This window comes from Dyadobacter sp. (assembly GCF_051859145.1).
Taxonomy (GTDB): domain Bacteria; phylum Bacteroidota; class Bacteroidia; order Cytophagales; family Spirosomataceae; genus Dyadobacter.
Genome location: NZ_JBHYGF010000041.1, coordinates 1 through 4,418 on the forward strand (window position 1 = coordinate 1; position 4,418 = coordinate 4,418).

General features: G+C 41.8%; 8 protein-coding genes and 2 pseudogenes. All 10 read left to right on the forward strand.

Features of this window, described 5'->3' with window-relative positions; genetic code table 11:
• Positions 1-171, forward strand: a pseudogene (locus ACTIE6_RS03510) (30S ribosomal protein S5); the annotation flags it as partial.
• Between the two features lie 30 nt (positions 172-201).
• Entirely contained in the window at positions 202-381 is a 180-nt protein-coding gene (gene rpmD, locus ACTIE6_RS03515; protein ID WP_031528736.1) for a 50S ribosomal protein L30, read from the forward strand.
• A gap of 14 nt (positions 382-395) precedes the next feature.
• Positions 396-842: a 50S ribosomal protein L15 gene (gene rplO / locus ACTIE6_RS03520; RefSeq protein WP_439555314.1), complete on the forward strand. Its 447-nt coding sequence runs from the start codon at positions 396-398 to the stop codon at positions 840-842.
• Between the two features lie 55 nt (positions 843-897).
• Positions 898-2,211 carry a preprotein translocase subunit SecY gene (gene secY, locus ACTIE6_RS03525; RefSeq protein ID WP_056280067.1) on the forward strand — a complete coding sequence of 438 codons (1,314 nt, stop codon included), beginning with the start codon at positions 898-900 and terminating at the stop codon, positions 2,209-2,211.
• A 6-nt stretch (positions 2,212-2,217) separates the two neighbouring features.
• Positions 2,218-3,015 carry a type I methionyl aminopeptidase gene (gene map, locus ACTIE6_RS03530; protein WP_439555315.1) on the forward strand — a complete coding sequence of 266 codons (798 nt, stop codon included), beginning with the start codon at positions 2,218-2,220 and terminating at the stop codon, positions 3,013-3,015.
• 11 nt (positions 3,016-3,026) lie between these two features.
• On the forward strand, positions 3,027-3,245 hold the full coding sequence (gene infA, locus ACTIE6_RS03535) for a translation initiation factor IF-1 (RefSeq protein ID WP_015813810.1): 219 nt from the start codon (positions 3,027-3,029) through the stop codon (positions 3,243-3,245).
• A 39-nt stretch (positions 3,246-3,284) separates the two neighbouring features.
• Entirely contained in the window at positions 3,285-3,401 is a 117-nt protein-coding gene (gene ykgO / locus ACTIE6_RS03540; protein WP_015813811.1) for a type B 50S ribosomal protein L36, read from the forward strand.
• A gap of 4 nt (positions 3,402-3,405) precedes the next feature.
• A complete protein-coding gene (rpsM, locus tag ACTIE6_RS03545) occupies positions 3,406-3,783 on the forward strand; it encodes a 30S ribosomal protein S13 (protein ID WP_031528732.1) in 378 nt (125 codons plus the stop codon).
• Between the two features lie 41 nt (positions 3,784-3,824).
• The gene (gene rpsK, locus ACTIE6_RS03550; protein WP_031528731.1) at positions 3,825-4,220 is read left to right on the forward strand and encodes a 30S ribosomal protein S11; all 396 of its coding nucleotides are present in this window, start codon (positions 3,825-3,827) and stop codon (positions 4,218-4,220) included.
• Between the two features lie 76 nt (positions 4,221-4,296).
• Positions 4,297-4,418, forward strand: a pseudogene (locus tag ACTIE6_RS03555) (30S ribosomal protein S4); the annotation flags it as partial.

Sequence of the window (4,418 nt, forward strand, 5' to 3'; positions counted from 1 at the left end):
AGGGCTGTTCTCGAGAGTGCGGGAATCAAGGATGTACTTGCTAAATCCAAAGGTTCTTCAAACCCTCATAACGTTATTAAGGCGACTATTGATGCTCTTCTGAAAATGAGAGCTCCTCATCAGGTGGCTTTTCAGCGTAGTGTGAAGTTAGAGAAAGTATTTAACGGATAATCTTACGATTTCCTATATCTGAGAGTAGTCATGTCGAAAGTACGTATTACACAAGTTAAAAGCACAATCGATCGTCCGGAACGTCAGAAGCTTACTATAAAGGCGCTGGGTCTTGGCAAGTTGAATAGATCGGTTGAGAAAGAGAATAGCGATGCTATTGCGGGTATGATCCGCAAAGTAAGCCACTTGGTTAAAGTCGAAGAAATTTAATATATACGAATTGTATGAATCTTAGTTCGTTAAAACCAGCTGCTGGATCTGTTAAAGTTGGAAAGCGGGTTGGACGTGGTCAGGGCTCCGGTAAAGGAGGTACATCTGCACGTGGACATAAAGGGGCTCAATCCAGATCAGGATACAGCCGTAAACTGGGCTTTGAAGGTGGACAGATGCCGCTTCAAAGACGTTTGCCTAAGTTTGGCTTTAATAACATTAACAGAACCGAATACAAAGCGCTTAACTTGGATGCAATTCAAGCTTTGGTGGACAAAATCGGTGTTAGTGTTATTACTCCTGAGGTAATCATTGAAAATGGTTTGTGCGCTAAAAAAGATCTAGTTAAGATTCTGAGCAGAGGTGAACTGTCAACTGCTGTTGAGATTCATGCTCATGGTTTTTCTGCAACCGCTCTTGAAGCGATTGAGAAGGCTGGCGGTAAAGCGATCAAGTTGTAATTACGCTGTTCGGTGATTTGATAGTTGCTCAGGATAGCTAATGTAGACCCACAAAATGAAACGATTTTTAGAGACTATTAAGCACATATTTGCAATTGAGGAGTTGAGAACACGTATTCTCAACACTCTTTTGTTTATAACAATTTTCCGTCTGGGGTCTTACGTCGCATTGCCAGGTGTCGAGCCTGATCAAATGAATGTATCGTCACAGGGTTTATTGGGCCTTTTGGATACTTTTCTAGGTGGAGCTTTTAGCAAGGCTTCCATTTTTGCATTAGGCATCATGCCTTATATCTCTGCCTCTATTGCTATCCAACTTTTGACAATGGCTCTGCCTTATTTTCAGAAGATGCAGAAGGAGGGGGAGTCTGGCAGGAAGAAGCTAAATCAAATTACCCGTGTTTTAACGATCGTTGTTACACTTGTACAAGGTACGGCATACCTTAACACTACAGTGCCTGACGAAGCTCTTTTGGTAAGCCGTAGTTTGTTTTCGATTTCGTCTGTGTTTGTTTTAACTGCCGGCACCATGTTCTGTATGTGGTTGGGTGAAAGAATCACTGACAAAGGGATTGGAAATGGTATTTCGATGCTTATCATGATAGGTATCGTATCTAGGTTTCCAGGTGCGATTTATAAAGAGTTTGTTTCTAGGGGCAGTGGGCAGATCTTGCTTTTTGTTCTCGAAATAGTTGCTCTTTATTTCGTAATTATGGGTGCTGTCATGTTGACACAGGCGGTTCGCCGGATACCTATTCAGTATGCTAAGCAGGTTGTAGGTAACAGAGTTATGGGTGGACAGCGCCAGTATCTGCCTCTGAAATTGAATGCCGCGGGTGTTATGCCGATCATCTTTGCTCAGGCATTGATGTTTATACCATCACTTGGGGCTTCTTATTTCGCTGAGAAGAGTGACTTCGCCAGCAACGTTGCTACTATTTTTGCAAATTATACAACTTGGCAGTACAATTTGCTATTCGCCTTTTTAATCATAGTATTTACTTTCTTTTACACAGCGATATCAGTTAATCCACAGCAGATCGCGGATGATATGAAAAGAGGAGGTGGATTTATCCCAGGTGTTAAGCCAGGTCAGCAGACTTCCGAATATATCAGTTCTGTTTTAGATAGAATTACGTTTCCAGGTTCGATTATGTTGGCGATAGTTGCAACTTTACCCGCATTCGCAAGTTTGTTAGGGGTGTCGACGGACTTTGCACATTTCTTTGGCGGCACATCACTGCTTATCATGGTTGGTGTGGTCTTAGATACATTGCAACAAGTCGAGAGTTATTTGTTAATGCGCCGCTATGAAGGTTTAATGAAATCCGGTAGGGTAACAGGTAGAACGGAAAGCGTGGCTATCTAATAGAAGATGATTTATCTTAAGACAGAGGACGAAATAGATCTTATCAAGGAAAGTGCTCAGGTTCTGGGCAAAGCGCATGCCGAAGTGGCCGTTTGGGTGAATCCGGGTGTTGCGACGAAAAGGCTTGATTCGATTGCAGAGGAGTACATTAAGGATTTTGGTGGTATTCCTTCCTTTAAAGGTTTTAATAACTTTCCCGCGTCACTTTGTATTTCCGTAAATGAAGTTGTTGTTCATGGTTTTCCCAGTGGATACATTTTGAAAGATGGAGATATAATTTCTATCGACTGCGGAGTTAAATTAAACGGATACCATAGTGATAGTGCGTATACCTATCCTGTCGGAGAAGTTTCTAAGGAAGTAATGGATCTTCTGACTACAACTAAAAGATCTCTTTACAAAGGCATAGATCAGGCGGTTGATGGATTGAGAATGGGTGATATCGGTTATGCTATCCAATCATACGTTGAAGACCGAGGTTATTCCGTAGTAAGGGAATTGGTAGGGCACGGAGTTGGTAGAGAACTTCACGAAAGTCCGGAAGTACCTAATTATGGTAAGAGAGGAAAAGGTGTGAAACTTCGGGAGGGTATGGTCCTAGCCATTGAACCAATGATCAACCTTGGTACAAAAGCAGTGGTACAGGAACGGGATGGTTGGACGATTCGAACTACTGATCGTAAATATTCTGCCCATTTTGAACATACTGTTGTTGTACGAAAGGGCAAAGCAGAAATTCTGACGACATTCGATTATATAGAGAAAGTGACGGCCAACACCAGCCTAATGGTAGAAGTAAAGTAATAAAGCTACGAATGGCAAAACAAGCATCAATCGAACAAGATGGAGTAATTCTCGAGGCATTGTCAAACGCAATGTTTCGTGTTGTATTAGAAAACAAGCATGAAGTGATTGCTCATATTTCAGGTAAAATGAGAATGCACTATATTAAGATATTACCGGGAGACCGTGTAAAATTAGAAATGTCTCCTTATGACTTGTCGAAGGCAAGAATCACCTATCGATATAAATAAGGAGTCGATCACCTCAAATAAACACTTAAGTATACTCAGATGAAAGTCAAAGCATCAGTTAAGAAGCGCAGTGAGGACTGCAAGGTTATACGCCGTAAGGGTAAGGTATATGTAATTAATAAGAAGAACCCACGGTATAAACAAAGACAAGGTTAATCATATGGCACGTATTTCAGGAGTTGATATTCCCGACCGTAAAAGAGGCGAAATCTCGTTAACGTACATTTTTGGAATTGGTCGCAGTTCTGCGAAGAAAATTCTGGACAAGGCGGGAGTAGATTTGAATAAGAAAGTTATAGACTGGACAGATGACGAGTCGGGTGCGATTCGTGCAGTGATCGCTGGTGAATATAAAGTAGAGGGTGCACTTAAGTCTGAGGTTCAATTGAGCATCAAACGCTTAATGGACATCGCTTGTTACAGAGGTCTTCGTCATCGTAAGGGATTGCCACTGCGCGGACAAAGAACGAAGAACAATTCTCGTACTCGTAAGGGTAAGCGTAAGACAATCGCTAACAAGAAAAAGGCTACTAAATAAACAATGAGCGGTGGCTTCGCCACACTTATTTCCCTTGAGCAATGGCACAAAATAAAAGAAAAGATAAAGCAAAAAAGAGAGTTGTTGTTGTTGAGTCTGTTGGTCAGGTTCACATTAAGGCCTCTTTCAATAATATAATCATTTCCATTACAAATAGCAATGGTCAGGTTATATCATGGGGTTCCGCTGGTAAAATGGGATTTCGTGGATCAAAGAAGAATACTCCTTACGCTGCACAAACAGCAGCTCAAAGCGCGGCGCAGGTTGCCTTTGATCTGGGAATGCGTAAAGCAGAGGTTTTCGTTAAAGGACCTGGATCAGGACGCGAATCAGCTATTCGTACAATACAGAATGCAGGGATTGAAGTAACAACAATCCGTGACATTACTCCGCTGCCACACAATGGCTGCCGTCCTCCAAAGCGTCGTAGAGTATAGTAAAATACCCATTCGTAATTTGGACACTGGGGTTACTGAATGGTTTCAATTTAATAGTTAAACAAAAAAGTTTTTAATGGCACGTTATACAGGTCCCAAATCGAAGATTGCAAGACGTTACGGAGAACCCATTATGGGTCCAAGCAAAGCGCTTGCTAAGAAAAATTACCCTCCAGGAATTCATGGTAAGGGTCGCCG